Origin of the sequence: Pseudoclavibacter sp. VKM Ac-2867 (assembly GCF_015351275.1) — a bacterium.
In the GTDB taxonomy this organism is placed as follows: Bacteria; Actinomycetota; Actinomycetes; order Actinomycetales; family Microbacteriaceae; genus Pseudoclavibacter.
This window is the reverse complement of record NZ_JADKSL010000019.1, coordinates 47,602-74,267: the sequence shown is the minus strand read 5'-3', so window position 1 is coordinate 74,267 and position 26,666 is coordinate 47,602. Positions and strand designations below refer to the sequence as shown.

Annotated in this window: 27 protein-coding genes; 11 read left to right on the top strand and 16 right to left on the bottom strand. The window is 67.8% G+C overall.

Translation table 11 applies throughout. The features are described from left to right. Nucleotides 1-785: 785 nt before the first annotated feature. Complete coding sequence (locus ITJ67_RS16270; RefSeq protein ID WP_160075391.1) at nt 786-1,088, bottom strand: DUF427 domain-containing protein; 303 nt, start codon at nt 1,086-1,088, stop codon at nt 786-788. 195 nt (nt 1,089-1,283) lie between these two features. Here ITJ67_RS16270 and glgX point away from each other — a divergent pair, with 195 nt between their 5' ends. Beyond that, nucleotides 1,284-3,329: a glycogen debranching protein GlgX gene (glgX, locus tag ITJ67_RS16265; RefSeq protein ID WP_228503129.1), complete on the top strand. Its 2,046-nt coding sequence runs from the start codon at nt 1,284-1,286 to the stop codon at nt 3,327-3,329. A 56-nt stretch (nt 3,330-3,385) separates the two neighbouring features. Here glgX and ITJ67_RS16260 read toward each other — a convergent pair whose 3' ends face one another. Together ITJ67_RS16260 and ITJ67_RS16255 are read right to left on the bottom strand one after the other, a co-directional pair. After that, nucleotides 3,386-3,685 carry a hypothetical protein gene (locus ITJ67_RS16260; protein WP_104330328.1) on the bottom strand — a complete coding sequence of 100 codons (300 nt, stop codon included), beginning with the start codon at nt 3,683-3,685 and terminating at the stop codon, nt 3,386-3,388. A 143-nt stretch (nt 3,686-3,828) separates the two neighbouring features. Continuing rightward, nucleotides 3,829-4,917 (bottom strand): DUF418 domain-containing protein, encoded by a 1,089-nt coding sequence (locus tag ITJ67_RS16255; protein ID WP_194678331.1) that lies wholly within the window; start codon nt 4,915-4,917, stop codon nt 3,829-3,831. Nucleotides 4,918-5,096: 179 nt separating this feature from the next. Between ITJ67_RS16255 and ITJ67_RS16250 the strand changes: the two genes are divergently transcribed. Beyond that, nucleotides 5,097-5,681, top strand: coding sequence for a hypothetical protein (locus ITJ67_RS16250; protein WP_194678330.1), 585 nt, complete (start codon nt 5,097-5,099; stop codon nt 5,679-5,681). On the opposite strand, the gene ITJ67_RS20320 is transcribed toward ITJ67_RS16250, so the two are convergent. Beyond that, nucleotides 5,652-8,171 (bottom strand): helix-turn-helix transcriptional regulator, encoded by a 2,520-nt coding sequence (locus ITJ67_RS20320; RefSeq protein WP_194678329.1) that lies wholly within the window; start codon nt 8,169-8,171, stop codon nt 5,652-5,654. The two genes, ITJ67_RS16250 and ITJ67_RS20320, sit on opposite strands and share 30 nt — an antisense overlap. Before the next feature lie 258 nt (nt 8,172-8,429). Further along, the gene (locus tag ITJ67_RS16240; protein ID WP_160075381.1) at nt 8,430-9,122 is read right to left on the bottom strand and encodes a hypothetical protein; all 693 of its coding nucleotides are present in this window, start codon (nt 9,120-9,122) and stop codon (nt 8,430-8,432) included. A gap of 349 nt (nt 9,123-9,471) precedes the next feature. Here ITJ67_RS16240 and ITJ67_RS16235 point away from each other — a divergent pair, with 349 nt between their 5' ends. The 6 genes from ITJ67_RS16235 to ITJ67_RS16210 all read left to right on the top strand — a co-directional run bounded on the left by ITJ67_RS16235 (nt 9,472) and on the right by ITJ67_RS16210 (nt 11,928). Beyond that, entirely contained in the window at nt 9,472-9,936 is a 465-nt protein-coding gene (locus ITJ67_RS16235; RefSeq protein ID WP_160075379.1) for an Asp23/Gls24 family envelope stress response protein, read from the top strand. Continuing rightward, a complete protein-coding gene (locus tag ITJ67_RS16230) occupies nt 9,933-10,133 on the top strand; it encodes a DUF2273 domain-containing protein (RefSeq protein ID WP_104243617.1) in 201 nt (66 codons plus the stop codon). The genes ITJ67_RS16235 and ITJ67_RS16230 overlap by 4 nt, the downstream gene beginning before the upstream one ends. Beyond that, nucleotides 10,130-10,510: a hypothetical protein gene (locus tag ITJ67_RS16225; protein ID WP_194678328.1), complete on the top strand. Its 381-nt coding sequence runs from the start codon at nt 10,130-10,132 to the stop codon at nt 10,508-10,510. The genes ITJ67_RS16230 and ITJ67_RS16225 overlap by 4 nt, the downstream gene beginning before the upstream one ends. Continuing rightward, nucleotides 10,507-11,088, top strand: a complete 582-nt coding sequence (locus ITJ67_RS16220; RefSeq protein ID WP_194678327.1) for a DUF6286 domain-containing protein — start codon at nt 10,507-10,509, stop codon at nt 11,086-11,088. The genes ITJ67_RS16225 and ITJ67_RS16220 overlap by 4 nt, the downstream gene beginning before the upstream one ends. After that, a complete protein-coding gene (locus ITJ67_RS16215) occupies nt 11,085-11,690 on the top strand; it encodes a hypothetical protein (RefSeq protein WP_194678326.1) in 606 nt (201 codons plus the stop codon). Before ITJ67_RS16220 ends, ITJ67_RS16215 begins: the two co-directional genes overlap by 4 nt. Before the next feature lie 64 nt (nt 11,691-11,754). Then, nucleotides 11,755-11,928, top strand: a complete 174-nt coding sequence (locus tag ITJ67_RS16210; RefSeq protein ID WP_104243312.1) for a CsbD family protein — start codon at nt 11,755-11,757, stop codon at nt 11,926-11,928. Nucleotides 11,929-12,041: 113 nt separating this feature from the next. Here the strand turns inward: ITJ67_RS16210 and ITJ67_RS16205 are convergent, their stop codons facing one another. Beyond that, nucleotides 12,042-13,373: an NtaA/DmoA family FMN-dependent monooxygenase gene (locus tag ITJ67_RS16205; protein ID WP_194678325.1), complete on the bottom strand. Its 1,332-nt coding sequence runs from the start codon at nt 13,371-13,373 to the stop codon at nt 12,042-12,044. 155 nt (nt 13,374-13,528) lie between these two features. Here ITJ67_RS16205 and ITJ67_RS16200 point away from each other — a divergent pair, with 155 nt between their 5' ends. Beyond that, nucleotides 13,529-14,143: a TetR/AcrR family transcriptional regulator gene (locus ITJ67_RS16200; protein WP_194678324.1), complete on the top strand. Its 615-nt coding sequence runs from the start codon at nt 13,529-13,531 to the stop codon at nt 14,141-14,143. Next, complete coding sequence (locus ITJ67_RS16195; protein ID WP_228503126.1) at nt 14,098-14,847, top strand: NADPH-dependent F420 reductase; 750 nt, start codon at nt 14,098-14,100, stop codon at nt 14,845-14,847. Before ITJ67_RS16200 ends, ITJ67_RS16195 begins: the two co-directional genes overlap by 46 nt. Before the next feature lie 187 nt (nt 14,848-15,034). Here ITJ67_RS16195 and ITJ67_RS16190 read toward each other — a convergent pair whose 3' ends face one another. The 7 genes from ITJ67_RS16190 to ITJ67_RS16160 all read right to left on the bottom strand — a co-directional run bounded on the left by ITJ67_RS16190 (nt 15,035) and on the right by ITJ67_RS16160 (nt 20,940). After that, on the bottom strand, nt 15,035-15,799 hold the full coding sequence (locus ITJ67_RS16190; RefSeq protein WP_194678322.1) for an SDR family NAD(P)-dependent oxidoreductase: 765 nt from the start codon (nt 15,797-15,799) through the stop codon (nt 15,035-15,037). Nucleotides 15,800-15,951: 152 nt separating this feature from the next. After that, nucleotides 15,952-16,476: a flavin reductase family protein gene (locus tag ITJ67_RS16185; protein ID WP_323741489.1), complete on the bottom strand. Its 525-nt coding sequence runs from the start codon at nt 16,474-16,476 to the stop codon at nt 15,952-15,954. A gap of 32 nt (nt 16,477-16,508) precedes the next feature. Beyond that, nucleotides 16,509-17,474, bottom strand: a complete 966-nt coding sequence (locus tag ITJ67_RS16180) for an SDR family NAD(P)-dependent oxidoreductase (protein ID WP_194678321.1) — start codon at nt 17,472-17,474, stop codon at nt 16,509-16,511. Beyond that, on the bottom strand, nt 17,471-18,238 hold the full coding sequence (locus tag ITJ67_RS16175) for an SDR family NAD(P)-dependent oxidoreductase (RefSeq protein ID WP_194678320.1): 768 nt from the start codon (nt 18,236-18,238) through the stop codon (nt 17,471-17,473). The genes ITJ67_RS16180 and ITJ67_RS16175 overlap by 4 nt, the downstream gene beginning before the upstream one ends. Then, nucleotides 18,235-19,188: an isocitrate lyase/PEP mutase family protein gene (locus ITJ67_RS16170; protein ID WP_194678319.1), complete on the bottom strand. Its 954-nt coding sequence runs from the start codon at nt 19,186-19,188 to the stop codon at nt 18,235-18,237. The genes ITJ67_RS16175 and ITJ67_RS16170 overlap by 4 nt, the downstream gene beginning before the upstream one ends. 2 nt (nt 19,189-19,190) lie before the next feature. Continuing rightward, nucleotides 19,191-19,712 carry a cupin domain-containing protein gene (locus tag ITJ67_RS16165; protein WP_194678318.1) on the bottom strand — a complete coding sequence of 174 codons (522 nt, stop codon included), beginning with the start codon at nt 19,710-19,712 and terminating at the stop codon, nt 19,191-19,193. A 31-nt stretch (nt 19,713-19,743) separates the two neighbouring features. Next, nucleotides 19,744-20,940, bottom strand: coding sequence for an LLM class flavin-dependent oxidoreductase (locus tag ITJ67_RS16160; protein ID WP_194678317.1), 1,197 nt, complete (start codon nt 20,938-20,940; stop codon nt 19,744-19,746). A gap of 279 nt (nt 20,941-21,219) precedes the next feature. On the opposite strand from ITJ67_RS16160, the gene ITJ67_RS16155 reads away from it, so the two are divergent. Then, a complete protein-coding gene (locus ITJ67_RS16155) occupies nt 21,220-22,290 on the top strand; it encodes a helix-turn-helix domain-containing protein (protein WP_194678316.1) in 1,071 nt (356 codons plus the stop codon). A gap of 14 nt (nt 22,291-22,304) precedes the next feature. Here the strand turns inward: ITJ67_RS16155 and ITJ67_RS16150 are convergent, their stop codons facing one another. The 3 genes from ITJ67_RS16150 to ppsA form a co-directional block, all read right to left on the bottom strand. Next, complete coding sequence (locus tag ITJ67_RS16150) at nt 22,305-23,024, bottom strand: riboflavin kinase (RefSeq protein ID WP_194678315.1); 720 nt, start codon at nt 23,022-23,024, stop codon at nt 22,305-22,307. Nucleotides 23,025-23,217: 193 nt separating this feature from the next. Further along, the gene (locus ITJ67_RS16145; protein WP_228503121.1) at nt 23,218-24,045 is read right to left on the bottom strand and encodes an alpha/beta fold hydrolase; all 828 of its coding nucleotides are present in this window, start codon (nt 24,043-24,045) and stop codon (nt 23,218-23,220) included. Between the two features lie 86 nt (nt 24,046-24,131). Next, on the bottom strand, nt 24,132-26,549 hold the full coding sequence (gene ppsA, locus ITJ67_RS16140) for a phosphoenolpyruvate synthase (RefSeq protein ID WP_194678314.1): 2,418 nt from the start codon (nt 26,547-26,549) through the stop codon (nt 24,132-24,134). Between the last annotated feature and the right edge of the window lie 117 nt (nt 26,550-26,666).

Sequence of the window (26,666 nt, the reverse complement as noted above, 5' to 3'; positions counted from 1 at the left end):
GGGCGGGGATTGAGCGAACGCCCGATTTCTCGTACCTGGGTACGAGCCGGGGGCCCGCGGGCTGACGGCGGAAGGTGGAAGGTGGAAGGTGGAAGGCGATCTACCGCGACGCTGCCTCTCCCGCTCGAAGAGGTCACTTTCCGCCCTCGGTCGGCCCCGCGAAGGGCCGAAACTGACCCATCCGGCACTGTGGATGCGGGTCCGGATGCGGATATGCGTCTGGGCGCGGATGCGGATGCGGGTCCGGAGGCCGCCAAGCGGGCAAGCGGGCCTCGGCTCAGCCCGTGGCCTCACCACCCGAAAAGGTCACTTTCGGCCCATCCTCAGCCCTCCGGAGGGCAGAAAGTGGCCTTTTCGCGGAGGCGGATGCGGATCCGAGTTCGGAGGCGCAGGCGCAGGCGCAGGCGGTTGAGGATTAGGGTGCGCAGGCGGACTCGGGCACGCAGGCGGATGGGGCTCGGCGGTCACCCGGGCCAGGCCTCACCTCGCGGCCTCACCAACCAAAAAGGTCACTTTCCGCCCATCCTCAGCCCTCCGAAGGGTCGAAAACGGCCTATTGGCGGAGGCGGAGACGGGTGCGGAGGCGCAGGCGGTTGAGGATCAGGGTGCGCAGGCGGACTCGGGCAGGCAGGCGGATGGGGCTCGGCGGTCACCCGGGCTAGGTCTCACCTCGCGGCCTCACCAACCAAAAAGGTCACTTTCCGCCCATCCTCAGCCCTCCGGAGGGTCGAAAGTGGCCTTTTCGCGGGAGCGCAGCGCGGCGCGGCGCGGCGCGGCGCGCGGCGTCAGCCGAGGCTGACCTGCGACTTGTCGAAGGCGACGTAGCCGGCGAAGTCGTGGCCGACGCGTTCGGTCGAGCCGTCGAACGGCTCCGGGTAGCTCCAGGCCGCGTCGCGGTGCGTGGCACCGTCGACGACGACGTCCCAGTACTGCGCGTGTCCCTTCCACGGGCACGTGTACTGCGTGTCGCTCTTCGCGAACGACTCGGAGTGCAGCGACGACGGCGGGAAGTAGTGGTTGCCCTCGATGCCGACGAGCTCCGATTCGGGCGCTTCGGCGATGACGGTTCCGTTGACAGTTGCCTTCATGGTGGTCTTCCTCCGACGAATAGCGAGTGGGTAGACGGGAAGCGTCGCCCCGTCAGCTGGGAGAAGGGTGATGTGCGTGGATGCGCGTCGCTCGTACCTGGGAGAACGTCGGCAGCGACGCCGAACGCCTGCCCTACTCTCAGCGGCGGGGATCCGCGTCGGGCCCCAACTCCCCCGCCATTGGAAGGTCCTCCGTTGTCGAACTCCGAACCCTCCCGCCCGTATCCGCTCGGCCTCAGCACCATCGACGGCCGATCGAACTTCGCGCTCTACTCCGAGACCGCAGACTCTGTGGATGTGTGCACTTTCGACGAGTCTGGGGCTGAGACCCGCACACGCCTCGAGCACCGCACGGGCCACGTCTTCCACGGCTTCGTCGACGAGTTGCAGGTCGGCTCCCGTTACGGGCTGCGCGTCGATGGCCCATGGGACCCGGAGCGTGGCCTCCGCCACAACGTGAACAAGCTGCTCCTCGACCCGCACGCGACGGCGATCGAGGGCCAGTACGCCTGGTCGCAGTCGGTGTTCGGCCACGACATGAACGAGCCGGAGCGGCGCGACGACAGCGACTCGGCAGGCTCGGTTCCGCTGAGCGTCGTCGCCGACCCCAGCTTCGACTGGGGCGACGACGCTTCGCCGCGTGTCCCACTCGACAAGACGGTCGTCTACGAGGTGCACGTCAAGGGCTTCACGCAGCTGCACCCGGAGGTGCCGGAGGAGATCCGCGGAACGTACGCGGGCCTCGCGCACCCGGCGGCCATCAAGCACCTCGTCGACCTCGGCGTGACTTCGGTCGAGCTGCTGCCCGTGCAGCAGTTCGTGCAGGACAGCCACCTCGAGGAGAAGGGGCTCCGCAACTACTGGGGCTACAACTCGATCGGCTTCTTCGCCCCGCACGGCGACTACGCGGCCGCCGGCGACGGCGGCGGCCAGGTCGCCGAGTTCAAGGAGCTCGTGAAGGCCCTCCACGCGGCCGGCCTCGAGGTGATCCTCGACGTGGTCTACAACCACACGGCTGAGGGCAACCACCTGGGGCCGACGCTGTCGTTCAAGGGCATCGACAACGCCGCCTACTACCGGCTGGTGGAGGGCGACGAGAGCCACTACTTCGATACAACCGGAACGGGCAACAGCGTGAACGTGGGCCACCCGGCTGCGCTCGGGCTCATCATGGACTCGCTGCGGTACTGGGTGAGCGAGATGCACGTCGACGGGTTCCGCTTCGATCTGGCCACGACCCTCACCCGTCAGGGCGGCGACGCGGAGCTGCACAGCGCCTTCCTCACGCTCATCCAGCAGGATCCGGTGCTCGCGCCGGTCAAGATGATCGCCGAGCCGTGGGATACGGCCGGGTATCAGGTGGGCGGGTTCCCCGCGGACTGGTCGGAGTGGAACGGCAAGTTCCGCGACGACGCCCGCGACTACTGGAACGGCAGCGACGCGACCCTCGGCACGACGGCGCAGCGCATCCTCGGCTCACCTGACGTGTACGAGGCGAGCCGCCGCTCGCCGCTGTCGAGCGTGAACTTCATCACCGCGCACGACGGGTTCACGCTCGCCGACCTCACCGCGTACAACGACAAGCACAACACGGCGAACGGCGAGGACAACCAGGACGGCGAGAGCGACAACCGCTCGGCGAACGGCGGTGCGGAGGGCCCCACCGAGGACGAGGCGGTGAACGAGCGCCGCGCCCGCAAGCGCCGGAACCTGCTCGCGACGCTGCTCCTCTCGGCGGGCGTGCCCATGATCCTCGGCGGCGACGAGCTCGGCCGCACGCAGGGCGGCAACAACAACGCCTACTGCCAGGACAACGAGATCTCCTGGTTCGATTGGGAGGCGGTCGACAACGAGCTGCTCGAGTTCACGCGGACGCTGCTCTCACTGCGTGCTGAGCATCCAGCGCTGCGGCCGGTCTGGTTCCGCCAGGCACCGGATACGGGTGCCGACGACACCGTGGACGTGCTGCGCTCCGACGCGCGTGGCTTCGACGACGCGGACTGGGAGAACCCGGATGCGCGTTCCATCGCGTTCGTGTTCTCGCACGTCGGCGCCGACTCGTTTGCCCTGCTGCTGAACGCGGCGGAGAATGCCGTCGAGTTCACGGTTCCCGAGGCACCTCACGGCACCTGGGAGCTGGCGCTCTCGAGCGACGACGAGCAGCGCGTCAGTGACCCGGTGACCACGCTCATGGTCAAGGAGGGCTCGTTCACGCTGCTGCGTTCGCCCGCCGAGCGCTGACGGTCGCTGCGTCTTCGGCGCTCCCTGCGTCCGAGCTGACAGGGGGCGCCGCGTGCTCAGTCTTCGACCCAGGGGCGCGCGAGGACGGCGTCCATCTCTCCACGGACGACCTCGGTGAAGATCACGAGGGCCTCGTCCCTGGGTACATCGGAGAGCACGAGTTCCGGATCGTGCGGTCGTGCCGCATGCGACAGCACCACGGTTCCGGATGCGAAGGCGGTGACGAACCAGCCGTACGGGTCGCCGGCGCCGACGTCCGGCTCCTCGTCACTCGCATCGTCGAGCTCGGCGAGCAGCGCAGGCAGGTCCTCCACTCGGGCGGGATCCGACGAGCCATCGAGGTGCATCACGTCCATGGCGTGCACACTACGAGGCCTCCCTGGGCACCCCTCCCCGCGAACGCCCAAGCAAGATCGACCGCGGTCCAGCAAGCGACGACGAGCAGCACGTCAGCGACACGGATACCCGGTGAGCACGCTCATGGTCGAGGAGGGGTCGTTCACGCTGCTGCGTTCGCCCGCTCAGCACTGAGTTCGGTGTCGCGCGTGGAGCCTCTCCGGGCCGAGTCTCGCCGGAGGGGCCCGCGCGTGCCCCACGTGCCCCACCGCCAGAGCCATTCGAGCGGTCCCTGCGTGAAGGCACGCAGCCAGAGCGTGCTCGCGATCCACTGCAGCACGAGGATGCCGACGACGATGCTGAGCAGCAGCGTCCACGAGGTGCTGTTGGGCAGGTCGAAGAGCGCACCTGCGGCGAGCATCAGCGGGGCTGCCGCGACGTAGTTCGTGAGCGCCATCTTTCCGAGCGGCGTGAAGACGGTCTGCAGGCCGCGGGCGGCGCGTGTTGTCATGAGCAGTGAGAGCAGCGCGATGTACGCGCCGGCCATCGCGAATCCGGCGAGCCCGGAGGCGAGGTCGAAGCCGGACATCCGGATGTCCCCCGCCTGCCAGATCGCGAGCGGGATCGAGGCAGCGGTGAAGGCGAGGAGCGCTACGACGGAGCCGCCACGCGAGCGGCCGATCGACTGCACGATGCCGTACCGCGTGAGGGCGGCGCCGAGGAGGAAGACGCCTGGGACGAGGGTGAGGCCGCCACCCGTCAGCGCGAGACTCGCGACGATGAGCACGGCGGCACCGACGGCGACGGCCCAGCGCGGCAGCCAGGTGCTGGGGAGCAGCACGAGCAGGCCGGCGATGGCGTACGGCCACAGTGCGGAGCCGCTCTGCAGGAACTCGAAGGGGATGCCGATGGCGAGGAGGATCAGGAGGCGCCTGAGCAGCACGAGCCTCGGTCGGCGCGAGCGTCGCGCGGCGGAGTCGAAGAAGAGCGCGAAGCCGATCCCGAAGAGCAGCGAGAAGATCGGGAAGAAGCGCTGCTGCACGAACAGCTGCAGCCAGCCGCTCGGGTCGCCGAGATCGGTGGGCTGGAGCACGCCGGTGTCGTAGCCGAAGTGCACGAGCGGGGCGATGTTGACGAACAGGATGCCGCAGAGTGCGGCACCACGGATGACGTCGAGGGCGGCGATTCGGCCACCTGCGGGTGCGGATGCAGGTGCAGGTGGTGTGCGTTCGGGGGAAGAGGGGGAAGTCAAGACATGCCTTTCGCGGCGCGGCCCGGATCTCGGGAATGACGCGACGACCCATCATCTGGCGGGGGCGGGATGGCTCGCGTCCGCCGCCGGGTGGACCCGAGTCAGCCTCTGGGGTGACCTAGACGGACCGCCGGGTTGGAGAATGGCAGCAGACACTCGGCTACGGACAGGACGACTGCATGAACTCGCGGACATCACGTGCACCGACTCGCTGGGCGAGCTCTGCGCTGCTTCGCCTCGGCGCCCTCGCTGCCCTGAATGCGGTGGTCGCTCTGGCCCTGGCACCCGTGACGACGGTCCTGGCCACGGTGAACCCGCCCGCCTACGCGGTCGTCGCGTCGATGACGATGATGCTGCCGATGCTCGCAGCGTTGCTCGTGCCCCGTTTCGGGAGCGCGATCATCGTCGCGTTCTGTACCGGCATCTTCCTCATGATCACCCCGCTCGGGGCCATCGCCATCGTCGCGCTCTCCGTGCCCGCGCTGGTGATGGAGCTTGTCCTGCTCCTCGGACGCCTCGTCATTCGGAGGTCCCGCCCAGCGGACGAGGCGGCGAAGAGCGACGTGCCATGGACGACGTGGCTGCTCGCGTGCGCTGCCGGCGGGACCGCGATCGCCGCGATGTCGCTTCTGGTCCTCGCGCCGGGCGCAGCGACGCCCGCGCTCGTGGTGCTGCTCTTCTGCATCCGCGTGCTCACGTACGCGACTCTCGGCGCGCTGATGCGCCGCCTGCGCTCACAGCTGCGTTCGGCCGGACTGGTCTGATCGCCCTCCGGGGCGCCGCTGGTCGTCGAGCAGATGGACGGTCAGCGCGGCGTTGATCGCTTCCTCGCGTGAACGCACCCCGAGCTTGCTGTACAGCGAACGCACCTGGGTGCGGACGGTGTTGATGCTGACGTCGAGGCGCGCGCTGACTTCTGCGTAGCTGGCGTTGTCCATCAGTTCCCGCAGCACGGCGATCTCCCTCGGCGTGAGCTTCGGCGGCGCGGGGTGCTGGGACCCGTCAGGCGCGGTGAGGCTGTCGGGCAGGCTCGGGAGGAAGATGCCGGTCTCCCTCGCGAGCGACGTGAGCTCGGCATGCCCGATCGAGCGATGGCCGAGGAGCGGGAGCGTCAGCCCGGCGTTCGTGAGGCTCGCCGCGGCGCTCCGGAGCAGGGTGACCGCTGAGTCGCGGTGTCCGGTCCGCTGGTGGGCCGTCGCGAGGGTGAGCTCGTGGTCGATGCGGTCGCGCAGGGGCGTGTCTCGCGCGGGTGGGTAGCGCAGCAGCACGCCGAGGGCATCGGTGTCCGACTGCCGAGCGAGGTCGACCTTGGCGTGGAGGATGGCTGCTGGCACGCGTCCGAGCACGTCGACGCCGCGCGAGTACTGCGCGGCGAGGGCGACGCGATGGGTGGCGAGCGCGACGTGAGCCGTCGAACGGTCCAGGTGCGCGGTCACGTAGCTCGGGAGTCGGCGCTGGCGTTCCGCGAGCTTCCTGATCTCGAGGATGCGGTCGAGCCCTTGGGCGGGGTCCAGTCCGATGTGCGCCCAGGTCTCGGCTTCGAGGAGGAGGTGGATGTTCTCGATGGTGCGGTAGTGGGGGTGGAGCCGCGCGAGCACCTCCAGCGCCGCTTGGTAGCGGCCCGCCTCCAGGTGCAGGTAGGCCTCGGCGAGACGAGCGGGCGAGCCGCTGTAGTCGTTGTGCCGATGCTCCTGGCCGGGGATGCCGTCCGATTCCACGATCGCCAGCTGCGCTTCGGCGAGCTCGCCCGCGATCGCGTGGGCGCCCGCGCGCAGGGAGAGCGGGAAGTACTGGGCGCGGAGCGGTGCACGCAGGCGGCGCGCGGTCGCCGTGCCGGAGATGAGCGTCTGCAGCGCGTCCTGGGTCGCCCCGGTGAAAAGCTGCGTTGCGGCGAGCTGGGAGATCGCGTGCGGGATGACGCGGTGGGCGTGCTCGTACTCGGCCGCGGGGAACTCGGAGAGCATCCTCGAGAGGCGATCCGCATGGTGCCGGGCTTGCTTGTACGACCCGAACACGGTTCTGGCTGCGACCATCTCGAGGAGCACGTACATGAGCTGCTCGGTGGCAGATGCGGTTCCCCGCCGAAGCCCGATCCCGGTCAGGCTGAGCGCGAAGACCTCCGCGGCTCGCCATTGGTGGTCCTTCATCGCGAGGTAGCAGAGGGCGAGTTCCACTCCGAGGAGCGGCCACCGCGCGATCGTCACGCGCGGCAGCCGTTCGAGCGCTGCGACCACCTGGGGACGGTCGTCGCCCAGCTCGAACCAGTGGTCCATGACGATGCTCGAGGCCAGCGCGTAGTCGGATCCATCGACCGCGGCGGTCAGCGCCGCGTGCGGTTGGCCTCGTTCCTTCGCCCAGGCGGCGAAGGAGCGGCGCTGGCCGAAGAGGGCCTTCGCGTCCTTGGCCCGCAACCACGCACGACCTGCTCGCGCGGTGGTCGGCGTGAAGCGGAACACCGCTTGGCTCTGGCCGTCCTCCAGCACGAGTCGCTCTCGCGCACCGAGTCCACGGCGCTCGAATGCATGGAGCACCTGGGCCCCGGGGCGAGCGGTGAGCTGACCTGCCAGGGTCTCATCGAGGAGGTCCGCGCCGATGGCGAGCGCGGCGAGGTCGTCGTCACCGCTGAGGATCGTCGCGGCGACGTAGTCGCCGAGCCGCTGGGTGAGCCATCGCTCCAGCACGTCGACCGTGGTCGGGTGAGCCCCTCCGGAGAGTTCGAGCAGGCTGAGCTTCACGAGCGCTGGCACGCCACCCGAAGCACGTTCGACGACCGCGGTCAAGGCTGGGGTGGCCATTCCGGCGCTTCGCAGCTCGGCTTCGATCTCGTCGGTCGTGAACAGCAGCTCCTCGGCCGCGATGACCCGCACATCCAACGACATGCGCGTGCGAGGGTCCTCGAAGCTCGTCTCCCGTCGGCTGGCGATCACGACCCGGAGACCGGGCGCGCGCGTCAGCAGCACGATGAGCTCCGCCTCCACGCTCGGCTGCTCGTCGAGATGCTCGAACCCGTTGACGACCAGCGTCAGGGGGTGCGCCAAGAGGGCGTCCTCGACAAGCGCCGCGGCCGGACGGGGGTCGCCAAGCGAGGAGTGTTCGGAACCCTGCCCGGCGAGTGCCGCTGCGACGTCGCGCCAGAAGCTCTCGCGGGTCGCGCCCTGAGGGGCGATGACGACGCGGACGACACGGCGACCGTCACCCTCATCCCACCCGTCGAGAACACGCGACTTCCCGAAACCCCATGGGGCGCGGATCACGACAGCTCGCGATGTGCTGGCGGAACCGAGCAATGCTCGGAGTCGGTCACTGCGCGGTTCCTGCTGGGGGGACGGATTCACGGTGTTCGGACGCTTCCGGGGATGGACGCTCGTGCTCGGCTGGGGTCGCGCCGATGCTGGGGCAGCGCGCGCGAGTGGTGCGTGAGCATGATCGCACAGCTGCGGCACGCACAGAGCGCGCGGCGGCGAGGCCGCCGGTCTCGAGGCGCCCGAGGAGCGCCTACTCCCCGCCGAGTGCTAGCAGGGGTTCACGGCAAGGTTGCCGAGTCCGATGACCATGTTCTGCGAGTTGGTCGAGTCGCCTGGCTGGAAGTAGCGGAACTCGACGGCCGAGACGGGCGCTGCCCAGGTGAGCTGCACGTTGCCCTGGTTGGACGTGGGTGCGATGTTGCCGTACGGCGTATCCATCCGGAAGGGATCCCCCGCCGTGCCGGCACCGATGACGCGCGCCTGGCGTGCGGCGGCGAATCCTGCCGTCAGGACCTCGACGTTGTCTCGGTAGCCGTTCGTCGTGGCGTCGATGTCGAGAAGGGAGAAGCTGAGGCCGGTCACCGGGCGGTTGAAGGCGATGCGGACCGTCGCCGAGTTGTTCGGGATCGGGTTCGAGAACTCGATGCGGTAGTAGTTGCCGGTGACGCCGCCCTGGGGGCCAGCTGCTACCCGACCGCTGGCAGCCGACGGAGTGGACCCAGACGAGTACGTGATCGAGAAGGTCGCGGTGGTGGTGGGGGCGGTGCCGGGAACGGTCACCGTCGTGACGTTCGCGCCGGCCGCGAGTGCTGCCCAGTCCAGGGTTCCGGCCGTGCACTGCGATGCGGAGGCGAGGGGGGTGGCCGTGGCTGCCGCGATGATCGGCACGGACCACACTGCACCGGTGACCAGCGAACGACGAGTCAAGCCGGACTTGGCTTCGGTTTCGAGCGCGCTCATAGGGGACTCCTTGTCGAGGCGGGGGCCTCGGAAAATTCGAGAAGAGCACCGGGCGGGGGCTGCGGTGCCACACGAGTCGCGATGCCGCTGGACTCGGTGAGACCTCACTGTAGGTACGGACGAAGCCCTGTCCGGATGCGCTTAACATCGGCCTTCGCATCGGCGAGATCCCCCTATCCCCGGGGGAAAACATGGGTGAAAGGCGACCTCGGGCGCCGAACCTGTGCGCAAGCTGAGAGCCGAAAACGAGTTTGTGACACTTCCGGGGTCGCCTGCGTCTCACCTGTACAAGCCCACACGATGCATCTGCACCGGGGGCAGAGACCAGAAAGACAGAAGGAAGAGCATCATGGCGAACACCACCCCCAACACGACTTCCGCCCACGGCACGGCTCAGACGTCCAGCAGCGTCGTCCCGACGACCTCGAACGGACGCGGCACGACGACGATCGTCGATAGCGTCGTTGCTCGCGTTGCCGGTATCGCGGCCCGTGACGCTCGCGGCGTCTACGACCTCGGTGGCGGCGCGGCCCGCGCGATCGGCGCCATCCGCAACGCCATCAACGCCACCGACCAGAGCCAGGGCATCAGCGTCGAGGTCGGCGAGAAGCAGGTCGCCGTCGACGTGACCATCGTCGCCGAGTACCCCGTCTCCCTCCAAGACGTCGCCGACGGCGTCCGCGCCGACGTCATCCGCGCCATCGAGACGATCGTCGGCCTCGAGGTCACCGAAGTCAACGTGACCGTCAACGACGTGCACCTCCCCTCCGAAGACGACACCAACGACAAGACGGAAGAAGCGCGAGTCCAGTGAACACCGCATCCCTCACCCGAACCGGCATCCTCATCGGCGCAGTCCTCGCGCTCACCTGGATCATCCTCGGCTTCTGGGCGTTCTTCTTCGTCGCGATCGCAATGATCATCGGCGGCGTCATCGGACGCATCCTCGAAGGAAAGCTCGACGCCAGCGCCCTCGTCGACGTCATCCGGGGACGGAACACCTCCTCATGAGCACCGCCGCGACGACACACCACGGCGCGGCGCAGCGAGGCACAACACGACTCACCGCGAAGGCCCTGACTCGTGTCGCGTCAGCTGTCGCCGGTGACGCCCTCGGGGTCGACGCAGGCAGCGTCAACGTCGACCTCGACGACCACAACGGCAACCTCGCGCTCCGTGTGCGGACCCCCATCCGGGTTCCGTCACTCGCCCGAATCCGTGAGCAGCCGAACGCGCTCGCGCGCAGCGGCGGTCCACTCCTGGAGCGGGTCGAGAACGCCAAGACAACCATCCGAGACCGCGTGCAGAGCCTCACCGGCTCCCACGTGGACCAGGTCACCGTCCGGGTGACCGGGCTCGAGATCAAACCAGAGGAGCGAGTCAGATGAGCAGCCACACGTCGCTCTACTCCCGCGTCTCCCGGCGCGAGACGCACTCCCCTCGGTCGGCGCTCTCGATCGTCCTCGCCGTGCTGCTCATCGTCGTCGCGGCCTGGGTCGGCACCGAGGTGGTGCTCGCGCTCCTCGCCCTCCCGGCGCTCCTCGTGGCACCGGTCGACATGTTCTCTTCCACCCTCGGGGTGCTCGAGCAGCCCGCCCAGTACGTCGGCCCCGCCGGCGTCGTCGTGGCCGTCATCGGGCTGATCCTGCTCATCGTGGGGCTCGCCCCCGGTCGCCGTTCCCGTCACGTCCTGCGCTCGTCGCGGACCGCGACCGTCGCGGACAACGCGGTCATCGCCTCGGCGCTGGCCCGCCACGCGGCGCGAGCTGGCCACGTCAGCCCCGACAACGTCACCGTCTCGGTCTCGCACCGTCGCGCCGACGTCCACCTCGTGCCCGCCTCCGGCGTGCCCGTCGACGCCGCCTCCATCGAAGCGGCCGTCACGCAGCAGCTCGAGCAGTACGAGCTCACCCCGCGCGTCACCGCCAAGGTGCGCGTCGCAGAGCACGGGAAGGTCGGCGCATGAACAGCACGAACCGAGGCCTGAACCGCCTCCTCATCGTCGCCGTCGGCCTCGTCCTGCTCGCGGTCGGAGCAGCTGCGGCACTCGGTGCCTGGCTGCCGGGAGCGAAGGACACCTGGACCCCCATCTCCGAAACCGTCAACACGCAGGTCGGGAGCTGGCTCCAGCAGACGCCCTTCCCGGGCACCGACTTCAGCTGGCTGATGATCGCCGTCGTCGCCGTCCTCGTGGTGGGCATCATCCTGCTCCTCGCCTTCACCCTCCGCCAGGGGCAAGGGCGGACGGGAACCCTCATCCACGACCGCAGCTCGGACACGGGGCGCACCGTCGTCGACGTGTCCGTCGCACGCGATGCCCTCAGCGAGGCGCTCGGCGAACGGGACGAGTTCCTCTCGACCAGCGTCTCGGCGTACTCGGTGAAGCGGGCCCCCATGCTCAAGGTGTCGGCGACCTGTCGACGCGGCGTCTCGCCCAGGGACGCGACGGCGATCGTCGAGCAGAACCTCGAGGCGCTGGACGCGCTCCTCGGGCAGAAGGTGCCGGTCCTCTTGCAGCTGAGCGGCGGATTCCGCGCCAAGGTACAGCAGTCGACGCGCCTCCAGTAATCACGACTCCCCACCGCGGCACCCCGATTCCGAGGAACCGCACCCCCAACAGAAAGGAACTGCCATGAGCGCAGGAGACAAGATCAAGAACGCAGCAGAAGAGTTCGGCGGCAAGGCCAAGGAAGCCCTCGGCAAGGCAACCGACAACGACAAGCTCGTCGCAGAGGGCCAGGCCGACCAGGCCAAGGCCAACGTGAAGCAGGCGGGCGAAGACGTCAAGGACGCCTTCAAGAAGTAGCTCTCATCATCACGCCAAAGCGGCAGCCGACTCGGTCGGCTGCCGCTTCTGCGTGCCCTGCCAGTCGCCGACTTGCAGGCTCCGCGTCGTCAGGCGGCTCGAGCAACGCTTGCCTAGGCGACCCGCGGGTCCCGACCGTACTGCGCAGGGGCCACAAGGTGCTCTCGGAGCGTGGCGCCCGCGTAGTCGTCGGGGTAGATGCCCCGCTCTTGCAGAAGGGGGACCACCTCGTCGACGAACGCATCGATGCCGTCCTCGTTGACGTCGACTGACACCCAGAAGCCGTCGCAGGCGCCAGCCTCGAACCACTCCTGCATGTGGTCGGCGACCACATTCGCCGGGCCGACGGGCGTCGGGTGATAGTCGATGACGCCGTGCGCCAGGATGTCGCGGATCGTCCACCCCTCCCGGGCGATCTCGAGGGCCCTCGCCGAGCGCGGGTCGTACGGGTTCGGACTCGCGGCGGCCAGCTGGCTCGCGGTCAGCGGCTTGTCGATCTGTACCGGATCCAGGGCCGATGGCAGGTTCAGCATCTGGCCCAGGTAGCCGACGCGCGCAGGTGCGGAGAGCTCACCGAGCGCAACGCGGCGATCGAGCGCCTCACGCTTGGTCTTGCCGAGTGCTGGCATCACCCCGGCGAAGAACTTCACGTCGTCGGGGTCGCGACCGGCTGCTTGCGCGGCTTCCCGGAGGGCGTTCCGCTGCTCCCGCGCATCTTCGATCGTGAACACGGCCCCGATGACACCGCTCGCGTGACGACCGGCGATCTCGGCCCCGCTGGCTCCACCGCCGGCCGAGAAGATGACGGGCTGCCCCTGCTCCGAGGGTGGGATGTTGAGTGGCCCCCGGGACGCGACGTACTGTCCCTGCAGGTTGATCGGCCGAATCTTGTCGCGGTCGGCGAACTGCCCCGTCGCCGTGTCCTTGACCCAGGCGTCCTGCTGCCAGCTGCCCCAGAGTGCCTCGACGATCTGGATCGTCTCGTGGGCTCGCTGATACCGCTCGGGCCTCGGCGCGACGACCTGCCCGAAGTTGGCGGCCGCCCCCGGGTCGCTCGTCGTGACCGCGTTCCACCCCGCGCGGCCGTGGCTCATGATGTCGAGTGCCTTGAACTGGCGCGCGATGGTGAACGGCTCGTTGAAGGTCGTGGATGCGGTGGCGACCAGGCCGATCCGATCGGTCTCGCGGGCGATCGCGGCGAGCGTCATCAGCGGATCGATGGAGATCATGAACGATTCACGAGACAGGTCGACCTGCTCGCCCGGGAAGTCCGGGAAGAACAGGAACGCGAACTTGCCGCGCTCCGCGGCCTGGGCATACCGGACCTGCGCGTCGAAGCTCGTGTAGTTGGCCGGGTCCACGCCGGGAGCACGCCATGCTGAGCTCTGCGAGCCGTATCCGCTGCCGATGTGCAGCCCGAGGATCATCTTGCTCTTGGCCGTCATGTGCTTCGCTTTCTGTCGATATCCGAGTACGTGCGAGGACGTCTGCGCGCGTCTCGTGGTGGTGCGAGGCCTGGCATCCGCAGCGAAAAGGAGATACTCTCCATTTCAGAAGGACGATACGGAGACCCTCTCCCTTTTGTCAACCGAGGTGCCAAATGATTGCAGGAACCGCGGGAAGAGTCCGCGCCCCACGAGCCGATGCCCGTCGCAACCGCGACCACATCCTCGACACCGCAGAGCAGTACTTCTCAGAGCACGGGGTCACTGGCTCGCTCGACGCGATCGCGAAGCGCGCTGGCATCGGTGCCGGCACGCTCTACCGCCACTTCCCCACCCGCGAGGCGCTGCTCGCCGCCCTGCTCACGGCACGCGACGAAACGCTCGTGGCCCGCCGCGACGAGCTCGGCGCTTCCGCCGAGGACGCAGCAGAGGCCCTGGACGGCTGGCTGAACGCGGCCACCGAATGGGCATGCGCCTTCGATGGGCTCCCCGAGCCGCTGCGCGTCGCGACGACCACCGAGCTGTCCCCCCTAGCGCTGACCTGCCAGGGCTTCATCACGACGACCGAGGAATTTCTCCTCGCCGCGCAGCGCGAGGGAAGCGCGCGCACCGACATCCGCGCGCTCGACCTCTTCCTCGCGGCGCTCGCAGCCAGCTGGGTGCGAGGCGCCGCGATGGCGGATGAAGCTTCCGGCGCCGCACTCGCGAAGCTCACGAGAAGCGGATGGGAACTCGAACCCAATCACTCGAACACGAGGAGAACAGCATGAAGCGCATCGGAATCATCGGCAGCGGATCCATCGGAGCAGCGGTCGCCCGCCTGGCGGTCGCCGCGGATTGGGAGGTGCTGATCGCCAACTCGCGCGGGCCCGCATCGCTCTCGGGACTCATCGAGGAGCTCGGCCCACTGGCGCGAGCCGGCGAGGTTCAGGAGGCCGTCGAGTTCGGCGACATCCCCGTGCTGGCCGTGCCGCTGGCGGCCTACCCCAAGCTCCCCCAGGCCACCTTCGCGGGGAGGACAGTCCTGTCAACAGGGAACTACTACCCCCACCGCGACGGGCGCATCGAGCAGCTCGACACCCTCGCCACCACAACCGCCGAATACGAGCAGGCGCTACTTCCGGAAGCACGCATCGTCAAGGCGTTCAACAGCATCCTCTTCACCCACATCCCGAATCTCGCCAACTCGACGCCACGCACCGCGCTGCCGATCGCCGGCGATGACGACGCCGCCAAGGCAGGAGTCTCCGAACTCGTGAACGCTCTCGGCTTCGACACCGTCGATGCCGGCACGCTTGCCGAGTCGTGGCGCTTCGAACCGGAGTCCGGCGCCTACACGCAGATCTACGTAGCCGACCTGGACGCGTTCCGCGCTGACTACCTCAGCGACCCGGGCGCGCCGCTGCCGGCAGACCGGCTCACCGAGATCCTGGAAGCGTCGCACCGCGCGGACGTGGGTGCTCGCCAGTTCTGAGGGAGCGGTAGTCGAACTCGATTCGACCATCTCGAACGTCGTCTCGTCGCTCTCCGTCGTGCCGCGCCCGGTGATCCCCGCCTCGCCCCGGGGGCCCCATCGGATGCTCTCGCGGTGTCGAACAGCTCGCAGCAGTACAAGGGCCCCAACCGGAGCGTTGGGGCCCTTGTGGTCGAAAGATCGTCTTCTACTGAGCGGTGTAGCCGCCATCGATGATGAGATCGGTCCCGGTCACGAACCTAGATTCATCCGATGCAAGGTAGAGCACGCCGTAAGCGATCTCGATGGGGTCAGCGGCGAATCCCGCCGGAATCTTTGCCAGTACCGCGTCTGTGACCTCTTGTGAAAAAGCCTTCATGATCGGTGTCTTGATCAGGCCCGGGTAGACCGTGTTCACGCGGACGCCAAATCTCGCGACGCCAAGCGCGACTTCCTTTGTGATCGCACGCAGCGCTCCCTTGGTTGCGGAGTATGCAACTGAGCCGCCGCTGATACCGCCCACGAGACCTGCCGCGGACGAGATGTTGACGATGGAACCGCGGCCGTTCGCTTTCATGCCTGGCATGACTGCCTTGATGCCGAGCATCGAGCCGAGGATGTTGACGTTCAGGATTCTGGAAGTCTCCTCTGTGTCGATGTCCCACACCTCATCACGCGTCTTTCCTGGGATGGCGGCGTTGTTGATGAGGATGTCGATCCTGCCGAACAGTTCGTGCGCTTTCGCGACGACGTCGACCCAGTCGCTCTCCCGAGCGATGTTGTGCTTGATCCCGATGACCGCATCCACCCCGAGTTCAGCGTTTATCTCTGCGACGGCTGTTGTGAGCAGCGCCTCATTGAGATCGGTTGCGATCACGCGCGCGCCTTGTTGCGCGAAGAGGCGAGCCTCGACCTTGCCTTGTCCCCCTGCCGCTCCCGTGATGATCGCGATTTTGTTGCCTAGACGGCCCATGAGCTCCTCCTCCGTAGTACCCACCGACTCACGATGGGGCTGATGCGTGTTGGCGGTCTGATGCGTGAACGAAAGCGTTCTTCGGAGCTCGCCCCGTAAACAAGACCGCGAGATGAGCAAGGGGTCACTCGGGGTGGCACTGGAGTCTTCACTTACGCCACGTCGACCGAGCGGGCGTCGGTGAGCTCGCGGAACTTCGAGCCGTGCCAGATGAGCGGCTCGTTGTCGCCGACCCCGAGGCGCTCGACTTCAAGCAGAGCCATCCAGTGGTCGCCAGCGTCCGAGATGCGATGGATGGAGCACTCCAGCCAGAGCGCGGCGTCATCGATCAAGACGGCGCCGTCGTCGCCAACCTCGACAGCGACCTGCTCGAACCGCGACGCTCGATCTTTGCTCGCGAGCTTCCGGGTCAGGTCGCCTTGTCCCCGACCGAAGATCGACACGCCGATCGAGGCCGCACCCCTGATGAGGTCCCAGGTGCTCGAGCTCTTCTGCACTGCGACGGCGACAAGCGTGGGAGTCAAGGAGACCCCCACCATGAAGGACGAGGCGACAAGCGCGTGCTTCTCTCCGTTCACGTCTGCGGCGAGGACCGCCACTCCTGAGGGAAACTGCGCGAATGCCTGCCGCACGGCCATTGCATCCGCACTGATGTCTCTGACTTTGCTGGTGGACACGTGGGTTCCTTTCCTAGTACTGGGTTGAGGGGTCATCGGGAGACGTTTGCCGCGTCGGCGGGCAGCACTGCATCGAGCTCGGGGGCGAGGAAGACCATCTGATCGCGGAACGACTCGCTCGCGTTGCGGAACGTTCGAAGCTCGCCACCGCGTCCGAGCTCCTTCGAGTGGCGAGTCCAGCTCTCGGGGGTCGCAGCTTCCACGCCAACCCTGGGCAGACCGGCGATGGCGATCCTGCCTGCCGCGGTGCCGGCGATCTCGAAGGTGTCGCCGAAGACCGTGGTGTCCTGGTGAGCGAGGAAGGCCACGAACGCCGACACCGCACTCGCCGGGACCGTGCGCCGCATCGCATCCTGGATCACGGGATTCGGGAACGCGTTCTCCGTCATCGGGGTCCACGCGACGGGCATGAGCGTGGTGACCTGCACCCCCACCTCGCGTGCCTCCTCGGCAAGCGTGAGGCCCAGACCCCAGATCGCCGCCTTCGCCGCGTTGTACGCGGAGTCGAGGGGAACCCCCATGACCCCGTTCGAGGAGATGTTGACGAGACGGCCGCTGCCGGAGGCGATGAGATGTGGCATCGCTGCGCGTGAGACCTCGACGACCCCCTTCACGGCGACATCGAAGACCCGCCACCACAGCGCGGAATCCATCTCCCAGAACCGTCCGAAGGCGTTGATACCCGCATTGTTGACGACGATGTCCAGTCGACCGTAGGTCTGCACGGCCGAGGCGACGATGTGCTCGGCTCCGCTCACCACGTTGTTGGTGTCGGCCACGGCCACGCCCCCTCGAGCGGTGATCTCCGCGACGACCTCCTCCGCATTGGCGGCATTGAGATCGTTGACGACGACCCTCGCACCCCGAGAGGCGAGCATCACTGCATGCTCGCGGCCCATCCCCTGGCCAGCCCCGGTGACGATCGCGACGCGCCCGTCGAAGTCGAGGTCGGCTGCAGCCGCATCCGGTGCGGCGTCCCGTGCACGGTCCTCGCTCATTTGCCCGCCAGCCATCCGCCGTCGACCGGGAGGGCGATTCCGGACACCATCTTCGAGGTGTCGGAGCAGAGCCACACGACGGCAGCGCCTTGATCAGCAGGTTCCACCAGCGAGCGCATCGGGATGGAGTTGAGGATCTGCGCCTTGAACTCCTCGGTGTTCTGCTCGAACGCGTTCATCATCATGGGCGTGGCCGTCGACCCTGGAGCAAGCGCGTTGACCCGGATGCCGAACTGCCCGTAGTCCATGGCCGCATTGCGGGTGAGGCCGACCACGCCGAACTTGGAGGCGTTGTACGGACCGTTGTTGAAGATCCCCGTGAGCCCCGCACCAGAAGAGGTGTTGACGATGGAGCCGCCGCCCTGTTTCTTCATGGCCGCGAGCTCGTACTTCAAGCAGTAGAAGACGCTGGTGAGATTGACGCTGATGACCCGGTCCCAGGTCGCGGAATCGATCTCGTCGAGCGGCGCGAACACGCCATTCATGCCCGCGTTGTTGAAGGCGAAGTCCAGCTTCCCGAACGTGCTCACGGCGGCGTCGACAAGCGCGGCGACCTGGGTCTCTTCGGCGACGTTGCAGCGGAAGAACTCCGCGGTGCCGCCTGCGTCCCTGATCAGCTCGACGGTCTCGCCGCCGGCCGCCTCATCGATATCCGAGACCATCACCTTGGCCCCGCTCGACGCCAGTGCCAGGGCACCGGCCCGTCCGATCCCGGATCCCGCGCCTGTGACGAGTCCGGCTTTTCCTTCTACGAGGTGTGTCATGAGTAGCTCTCTCCGATGTGGGCGTTGTTCAGGTAGTCGCGCTGCGCGCTCGCCGGCAGGTACTGCTCCTCGGCTTCGCGAACCGAGTCGGTGGATGGGAGTCCGAACCTCGCGCCCCACCCCGGGAAGTCCGGTTCCGCGTTCATCCGGTCGATGTACTCGGCGACGGGGGTGACCTCGCCGCTCTCCCTGACCTGCATGAGGAGACGCCAGACTTCGTTGATGCCTGGGAGCACAAACGCGGCGGGCATGATGGCCTGGCCGAGCGCAGTCATCTCCGCGACGGTCTTGCGGCCGATCATGGGGACGCCGATCGCGTAGGCGGGCCCCGGTGTCTCCTTGAGGGCGAGTTCCGCCTGTTCCCAGGTGTGGAAGCCCTCATAGAAGACGACGTCGGCTCCGGACTCAGCCTTGTAGAGCTGCCCGCGGCGGATGGCCTCGTCGATTCCGCCTCCGGCCGCTCCGTAGCCGTCAGTGCGTGCGACGATGACGAAGTCCTCGTCTCGCCGGTCGCGCTCATCCGTCGCCGCGTTCAGGCGGCCGATGGCCTCCGTGTCCGAGACCAGTTCGATTCCGGACACCCCACCTGACTTCTTCGGCTCGCGCTGGTCCTCGATGTGGATGCCGCCGACGCCGGCGTCGATGAACTCAGCTACGGTGCGCTGCACGTTGATCGGGGCACCGAAACCGGTGTCCGCGTCACAGTAGATGGGGATGTCGACGGCACGAGCGGTGCGCCGCGCATGCTCGACGACCTCGGTGAGAGTCAGCCAGCCAGTGTCCGACACGCCTTGCCACCAAGCCGACATGCCGCCGGAGAGCTGGAAGGCGTCGAACCCTGCGTGCTGTGCCATCTGCGCGTGGATGGGCAGGGAGCCGAAGGGCACGATCCTTGTCTCAGCGCTCTCGAAGATCTGCCGCAAGGCGGAACCGGGGGAAGTGACGGTCATCTTCACCGACCCCCGTTCGCGGTGAAGCCGACCGTGACGACGGCATAGACGCAGTCCTCGTCGTACGGGTTCTTCCACGCGTGAGGAACCCCTGCCATCACGAGCAAGTCCCCCGGGCGGAGCGTCCGGGTCTTTCCTCCCGGAAGCTCGAGATCGACCTTGCCGGAGATGATGACCTCGTAGTCGATCGTGTCGCTCGCGTGCATGGCCGGATCTCCACCGTCGCCGGTGACAGTCATGCTGTCGCCGAGGTCATCGGGGTCTGCGGCGTTGCCAGCCGATCGAGCAGGGAAGCTGTTCACTCCGAACGTCGACCCGTCGGGGCCAGCGAGCCGGACGGCGCTCGGCACGCTGCCGAAGTTGTCTGCGCTGTGCCCGCCGTCGACAGCCCAGTAGAACGCGCCAGCCGCGACGCCGGGGAGGTCGATGAGCGCGGGCCCCTGCACGTCGAGGAAGTCGGCGTCACCGTTCGGCGTCGGGCCGGCGACGGTCAGACGGAACTGCTGAGGGTCGGGGAAGATCATGGGGTCAAGTCCTCTCTGTCCGTGACCGCGCCTAGGCCCGCAGGCCCGCATCGCGCATGAGCGGGAAGATCTGCTCGTTCATCCGGTCGAGACCCTCGTCGTAGTCGACGAGCCCGGTGCAGATGCCGGTGATCCCCGACTCCTGCAGCTTGAGAAGGCCATCGACGATCATCTCCGGGGTGCCGACGAGCGGGACGAGCCCTGCCCTGAAGAAGGTCTTGATCGTCTCGTCCTGCTTCGGGTCCGCGGACTGCTTGTAGTGGTCCCAGCTCCACCCCCGCGAGTCCCCGTTGACGATGATGTGCTTATATTTCAGGGCGCTCTCGTAGTCGCCCTTCTCCTCGATGTACTCGGCGTACTCGCGGGCTTCCTTCTCCGTGTCCTTGCAGATGATGTGCGCCCCGGACCACAACCCGAGGTCCTCGCGGCCGGCGGCATTCGCGTTCGCGCGGAGCTTCGGGGTGACGTGCGCGCTCTGTTCGACGCTGCTGATAGCCGCGAACAAGATGTTCGCGTGCTTGAAGGCGAACTGCTGGCCTGCTGGGCTGGAGCCCGCGCTCATCACCATCGGGCCGGGCGCCTGCACCGGCTTCGGGTGCGACTGCGCGCCCTGCAGTTCGAAGAAGTCGCCCTTGAAGTCGAATTCATCCTCGTCACTCGCCCAGAGTCGTTCGACGAGGGTCATCCACTCGTCAGCGAGCTCGTAGCGCACGTCATGCTCGGGCACGTCGACGCCGAACATCGCGTACTCGGGCTTGAAGTATCCCGCCGTCGCGTTCAGGCCCATTCGGCCACCGCTGATGTGGTCAACGGTCGCCATCATCTTCGCTGCCATGATCGGGTGGATGAAGGGGATGAGACAGGTGGCGAAGATCTGGATGTTCTGCGTGACCGCCGCCAGTCCAGCCGCCCACGTGAACGTCTCGTACTGCCGCCCCCAGGGCCGGTCGGGGCCGGAGAGCCCCATCCAACGCGCGATCGGGATGAACCCGTCCACCCCGTAGCCATCAGCCTTCTTAGCGAGTTCTTCAATCTCGCTCCAGTTGCCGAGACTGATCGTGTTCTCAGCGAGGTTCAGGCCGCCCTGCCCGGTGGACACGTTCGCGCCGAAGACAGCAACCTTGAAGGCGTTGTCACCGCCGATCATGGGGGATCCGTCGCGCTGCACCGTCTTGTCGGCGACGAAATCGCGGGACGGAGCAGTCAGGTTCGGTTCGACAACAGTCATCGTTGATCTCCAAGTCGAGTTCACGAGCGCGCAGTCGCGCTTCGCGGATGTGGGGAGCACGCAGCTGAGACCGAGCGATGGGGGGCTCGGATGGAAAACCTCGGGCCCATCGGCTGTGATGGGACTGAGACTCTGGGATGTCCGACGGCTGCGTGGCTCGAATCGGTACATCCACAACGCTACGAGCGAGAGCGCCACTCATCCCCGTTCAACCACGACATCTCGACGGGAAATCGCGCCAGGATCGCCCCGCACGAACAACTGCGACGCAAGATGGTGGTGAGCATCGCATCCGTCGACAGGGAGGTCAGGGTGAGGCTGGACTCGTATCGGAACCTCAGCGTTCCCAACTTCAGCGTCCATCTCCTCCGGGAGATCCTCGAGGAAGCGGGCCTCGACTGGCGCGGGGCGCTCGCCCGGGCGGACATCGCCCCGACCGTGGTCCAGCGGGCCGGCGGGACGATCCCGGCGCACAAGGAGCTCGCGTTCCAGCGGGAGTTCGTCTCGCTCACCCCTGATCGCATCGATCTATGGCTTCGCGCTGCTCGCGCCTACGCGTCGAGCACGACCGGTGCGAGGGGGATGGCGCTGGCGACGGCACCCACCGTAGCGGCGTGGAGCGAGGTGGCAAGCAGCACCGACTATGCCCCGGGAATGCTCATCATCACGCCACTGCGCACGCCGACAAGGGCGGTGGCGGGGATCGAGTTCAACTACTCGGAGACGCCGAGCGAGCTCATCCCCTTCAGCGTGTACCGGGACCTCACCATCGCCTCGCGCTCACTCGCCTGGCTGCACGCCGGCCCGTTCCCGTTCACTCGCGTGGAAGTCCCCATCCCCGCGATCGCGGCGGATCAACTCGCCGACGTCGGCTGCCGAATCGACACCCGGTCGGATGCGCTCCGCCTCTGGTGGGACCCGGACGTCTCCCAGCAGGCGCTGCCCTACGGCAACGCGTTCCAGCACGCCGCCTGGGTCCAAGCGGACCAACAGGTCATCACCTCGTTCCGAGAAGCGGGTGACTGGCCCGCTACCGTCGCACAGGTCGTGAGGTCACGGCCGGAGCTCACGCGAAAGCTCGCCAATGTGGCCGCCGTGCTCCGCGTCTCCCCGCGGACACTGCAGCGACGCTTGGACAGTGCCGGACGCGAGTTCGGGGAGATCCGCGACAAGGCGCTGAACGACCTCGCGGGAGACCTGCTCTCCAACACCAATCAGTCCATCGCCCAGATTTCCCAGACGCTGGGCTACACAGATCCGGCCAGCTTCACCATCGCGTTCAAGCGGTGGACGGGAGTTCCCCCATCAGCGTTTCGCGAGGCCGCACGGTATGACGGCACCCCCAGCTGACCGCCAGCCCCGGATCAGCCGGCTTCGGTGAGCGCCGAAGGATCACGCGGGGCATCGAAGCGTCCCTGCCGAAGCGACCTGAGATCGTCGAGCGTCGGGTAGCGCCAGCGCAGGTACTCCGTCCTGAGTCCCGTCCATGAGGACACCCACTCGAAGCTCAGGAGGTGCTCTGCAGGGCACGCGATGATCGCCTCGAGAACGGACGCCGCTCGGCGCCGCTCTCTGAGCACAAGCGCTTCGTTCCGGTCTCGAGAGCGACGGCGTTGCGAGGGCCCCCAGCCGCGGCGACCAGGCCGAGTCGAGGCACCCTCATCAGCCTCCCGCCGCGACCAAGCGCGGACGGCCTCGACGTCCCTGGACAGCTGCTCGACGAGCGCCGCCTCGCTCTCGAAGCGCTCCTGCGGGCGGATTCGCTGGTGGAACGTGACTCGAACCGGCACGCCGTAGAGGTCGCCGGCGAAGTCGAAAAGGAAGACCTCGAGCAGTCGGGCACCCTCCGCCCCGTAGTAGGTGGGTCGCGTCCCCAGAGAGATGGCGGCGACGTGCACAGCACCGCCCGCATCCGGTGCGAGCTGGATGGTCCCGGCCCAGACTCCGTCCTCGACGGCGGCGGCCTCTGCCGTCACGTTCGCCGTCGGCAACCCGAGCAGGCGTCCGCGCTTGTCGCCGTGCTCGACGACTCCATCGACCACAGCTCGCGGGGCGTTCTTTGAGGTGACTTCGAGATCGTTCATCGTCCTCAGCTCCTCCATTGAAGTACTCAGGGCTGAGCGCCCCGACGTGGGCCGAATCGTGTCGGCCGAGGATGAAGCTCGACCAGTGATGATTCGCCAGCAACGCTAGACATCTGCTGTCACTGCCGAAAGCGCTTCGAGCGCCACTTCACCCGGAATACGCGCCAGTTCCGGACGACGGGCTGAGGTCCGCTCAGACGGACTCAAGCCACCGCGTGAGCTCAGCCGCGAGCGCGGCGGGAGCGTCCAGCTGGATCAGGTGACCGGCGCCGTCGATGAGGGCGATCGAGGCGTTCGGGATGCGCTCGCCGAGCCGCTGCGCTCGGTCGCTCGGGATCCAGGTGTCCTCGCGCCCCCACACGATATGCACGGGTTCCGTGAGGGTGCCGTAGAGCGGTTCGACCTCCGCCGTGAAGCGCTCGTCAGCCTGCGCGATCTGCCGGTAGAACGCCGCCTGCCCCTCCGCATCCGCCCACGGATCCACGAGCATGGCGAGGTCATCTGCGCTCAGGCCCCTATGGCTGGCGCCACGGATGTACGCCTCCACGGCGCCGCGATGCACCGCGGCCGGCAGCTGCTCGAACACCGGCGCGTGCTCTTTCACGAGGTTGAAGAACGGCGACCCCCACGGCGAGAGGGCGACGACGTCGACGAGTGCCAGCGACGAGTATGCGGCCCCGTGGAGCAGTCGAGCACGCAGTGCCACCGCGCCGCCGAAGTCGTGGGCGACGACGTGCGGCCGGTCGAGGCCCCAGGAGTCGAGCAGCTCAGCGAACAGCTCGCCCTGCACGCCGAGGTCGACGGCATGCGACGGGTCCTTCGACGAGGAGCCGTAGCCGGGCATGTCCCACAGGTAGACGGTGAACTGCGCGGAGAGGGCCTCCGCGATCGGCCGCCACAGCGCCGACGACCACGGGGTGCCGTGGAGGAAGACGAGGGCTGGCCCTTCCCCGAAGCTGTCCCAGCGCACGGTCCTCCCGCGCCAGGAGAACACGTTGGGCAGGCTCTCGTCGCTCATCATCCACCGATTGTGTCAGCCGCGCGAGCGGCCCCGGTTGTGACGGCGAGCTGGCGTCCCGCTCGAAGGCGGCACGCCAGCCCTCCGCCTCAGAGGTTCGCGGCGAGCCTCGTCCACGTCTCCACGACGCTGTCGGGGTTGAGTGACAGCGAGGAGATGCCGCGGTCGAAGAGGTACTGGGCGAGTTCGGGATGGTCGCTCGGCGCCTGCCCGCAGATGCCGACGTAGCGTCCGTGCTTCGTGCAGGCGTCGACCGCGAGGTCGATGAGGCGAAGCACCGCGGGGTTGCGCTCGTCGAAGCTGTCGGAGATGAGGCCGGAGTCGCGGTCGATGCCGAGCGTCAGCTGCGTGAGGTCGTTCGAGCCGATGGAGAAGCCGTCGACGAGCTCCAGGAACTGCTCAGCGAGGAGCGCATTGGAGGGCACCTCGCACATCATGATCACCTCGAGGCCGTTCTGGCCGCGGCGCAGCCCGTTCTCCGCGAGGCGCTCGACAACCGCGCGGGCCTCCTCGACCGTGCGCACGAACGGGATCATGACCTTGACGTTCGTCAGCCCCATGTCATCCCGGACGACCCTGATCGCCTCGCACTCGAGCGCGAACGCCTCGGCGAAGTCGTCGGAGATGTACCTCGCGGCACCGCGGAAGCCGAGCATCGGGTTCTCCTCGACGGGCTCGTAGCGGGCGCCCCCGAGCAGCCCCGCGTACTCGTTCGACTTGAAGTCGGAGAGCCGCACGATGACGGGCTTCCCGTCGAACGCGGCGGCGAGCGTCGCGACGCCCTCGGCGAGGCGGCGCACGAAGAAGTCGGCGGGAGAGTCGTAGGCGGCGATGCGCTCGTCGATGGCAGCGCGGATACTCGCCTCCTGGTCGTCGAGCTCGAGCAGCGCACGAGGGTGCACGCCGATCTGGCGGGAGATGACGAACTCCATGCGCGCGAGCCCCACGCCGTCATTCGGCAGGGCGGCGAGCGTGAACGCTGCATCCGGGTTGCCGACGTTGAGCATGATCTTGCCCGGCAGCTCCGGGAAGGAGTCGAGTTCGATGCGCTCGACCTCGATGGGGAGGATGCCGGCGAGCACGGCGCCCGTCTCGCCCTCGGCGCAGGTCACGGTGACCTCGTCGCCGTCCGAGAGGCGCTCGGTCGCGTCGCCGGCCCCGACTACGGCGGGGACTCCGAGTTCGCGGGCGATGATCGCGGCGTGACAGGTACGGCCGCCGCGGTTCGTGACGATCGCGGAGGCGCGCTTCATGATCGGCTCCCAGTCGGGGTCGGTCATGTCGGCGACCAGCACGTCACCCTGGCGGAACTCGCTCATCTGCGATGGGGAGGTGAGCAGGCGCACGACGCCAGCGCCGATGCGCTGCCCGATCGCCCGACCCTCGACGAGCGTCGCGCTGCGCTCCAGCAGGCTGTGCCGCTCGAGAGTGCCGGCAGCTCGCCGCGAGACGACGGTCTCCGGGCGGGCCTGCAGGATGTAGATGCGTCCGTCGATGCCGTCCTTGCCCCACTCGATGTCCATGGGCCGCCCGTAGTGCTCCTCGATCGCGAGCGCCGCCTCGGCCAGCTCGGTGACCTCGGCGTCGGTGACGGAGAACTGGCGCTGCGCATCCAGTGACGTCTCGACGAACTCGGTGGTGCGCCCGACGCGGGTGTCGTCCGTGAAGACCATGCGGGTCGCCTTGCTGCCGACTCGGCGCGACAGCACGGCGGGCCGCCCCTCGCGGAGGGTGCGCTTGTGCACCGTGAACTCGTCGGGGTTGACCGCGCCCTGCACGACCCCCTCGCCCAGCCCGTAGGCGCTCGTCACGAACACGGCGCCGTCGTAGCCCGACTCGGTGTCGACGCTGAACATGACCCCGGCTGCGCCCTCGTCGGAGCGCACCATGCGCTGCACGCCGACGGAGATCGCGATGCCGGTGTGCGCGTAGCGCTGGTGCACGCGGTACGCGATGGCGCGGTCGGTGAAGAGCGACGCGAAGACCTTGCGGGTCGCGGCGAGCACGTTCTCGATGCCGGCGATGTTGAGGAACGTCTCCTGCTGCCCCGCGAACGACGCGTCCGGCAGGTCCTCCGCGGTGGCGCTCGAGCGCACTGCGACGAGCAGCTGGCCGTCGGTCTCGGCGTCCAGACGGGCGAAGGCTTCGCGCATGGCTGCTTCGAGCTCCGCGGCGAGCGGGGCGGCTTCGATGCGAGCGCGGATGCGGGCGCCGACGATCGCGAGGCGCGCCACGTCGTCGACGTCGAGGCCCACGATCTCACCGCGGATCCACGCGTCGATGCCCGCCTCACGCAGGTGCCGGTTGAAGGCGCTCGCCGTCGTGGCGAAGCCGTCCGGCACACGCACTCCGGCGTCCGTGAGGTTCGCGATGAGCTCGCCGAGGGAGGCGTTCTTGCCGCCGACCTCGGGGATGTTCGAGAGGCGCACCGCGCTGAAGGGGAGGACGTACGCCTCGTTGCTCGTGGATGCGTCTGCGGAGGTAGGGGGTTCGTGGAGCAGCGTCATGGTGAGTCCTTCTGGGTGTCGTCGTTGACGGTAGTTGCGGGATGAACTCAGTATTCGTCGCGAACTGAGCACTCTTTCGCGGAAATGTGTGTAAAGAATTGCCGTTCTTGCGCTAGC